The following is a 1,540-nucleotide window of genomic DNA, read 5'->3' on the forward strand; positions in this document are numbered from 1 at the left end:
TGTCAGCGCAAAGCGATAATGTCGTGTTCTAGCAAAGTTAAAATGTCGTACTCCGGTTAGCCTGTTCTTATTCAGGCAGCCAGGAGTATCACTATTATGTTGGTCACCATGAGCCAGAAAGAACTCGATCGAATCCCTGTTTTACAGCAGCTATGCGATAAACGTCTGACGCAGTCGCGCGCCGCCAAACTCCTGAACCTCAGCATTCGTCAGGTGCAACGTCTTCTCAACCGCTATCAGATTGAAGGCGCTGCCGGACTTTCTTCCCGAAAACGCGGCAAGCCCGCAAACAATCGTGCCCCTGATGAACTCCGGTTTAAAATTCTGATGCTGCTACGTGAAAAATATAGCGATTTCGGCCCTACGTTAGCCGCCGAGAAGCTTCTCGAACGTCATTGCATCAGGATCTCCACTGAGACGCTGCGCAACTGGATGACCGCTGATGGTCTCTGGGTACCACACTCGCGGCGTAAGCCCCGGGTTTATCAGCCTCGTTATCAACGCGACTGTCTGGGTGAACTGGTCCAGATTGATGGTTCTCACCATGACTGGTTCGAAGGCCGCGCAGATAAATGCTGCCTGCTGGTCTTCATTGATGATGCCACCGGCCGTCTGATGCATTTGCATTTTTGCGAGACTGAATCAGCCTTCGATTACATGAACGCGACACGTCAATATATTGAAAAGCATGGAAAACCGGTCGCATATTACAGCGATAAACACGCCGTATTCCGCGTCAGTCAGGCAGAAACCCGTCAGACAGGTGTTACCCAGTTTGGCCGGGTTTTACATGACATGGCCATCGAGCTGATTTGTGCCAACAGCTCTCAGGCCAAAGGTCGCGTCGAACGGGCCAATAAAACACTGCAGGATCGGTTAGTGAAGGAAATGCGGCTGGAAAATATCAGCTCTATTGAATCTGCTAATCATTGGGTTGAGACATTCGTCAGCGACTTCAACCGGCGCTTTGCCAGACCAGCCAAATACCCCAAAGATCTCCACCGGCCTGTACAGGAAACGCCTGCGGAACTGGCCGATATCTTCGCGTGGCATGAACTGAGGACGCTCTCAAAATCACTGACATTTCAGTACGATAAAATCCTTTATCTTCTTGACCCTACTGAAGAAAACACGCGTATCGCCGGTCAAAAAATTGAAGTATTTGATTATCCAGACGGCACATTGGCGTTCAAATATGCCCACAGAACACTCTCGTATCAGGCGTTCGACAAGCTGGCCTGCGTTGACCAGGGTGCCATCGTAGACAACAAGCGGCTGGGCGCAGTGCTGAGGCTGGCACAGGTTCATCAGGATGAAAGAGAACAAGATGGGAAAAGGGAGCGTAGCAAGAAAATGCCTAAACGACGCGCTCAGGCAAGGGTTCAGGAACAGCTAAAAGCCATCAATCCGGTACTGGCTAATCCTGCAGAATTCCGGGCCAGTTTGAAACGCTAACCCCCTATTCTTTCTGACATTGTCAGACATAAAGGTGACATTTTAACTTTGGAACTGAGGGTGACATTTTAAACTGGGATAGACA

Annotated in this window: 1 protein-coding gene; it reads left to right on the plus strand. The window is 49.9% G+C overall.

What is annotated here, in order from left to right; translation table 11 throughout:
- Nucleotides 1-108 precede the first annotated feature (108 nt).
- Nucleotides 109-1,455, plus strand: coding sequence for an ISNCY family transposase (locus D6C13_RS25260; protein ID WP_167458088.1), 1,347 nt, complete (start codon nt 109-111; stop codon nt 1,453-1,455).
- The last annotated feature ends 85 nt before the right edge of the window (nt 1,456-1,540 follow it).

Origin of the sequence: Rahnella woolbedingensis (genome assembly GCF_003602095.1) — a bacterium.
Lineage (GTDB): Bacteria > Pseudomonadota > Gammaproteobacteria > Enterobacterales > Enterobacteriaceae > Rahnella > Rahnella woolbedingensis.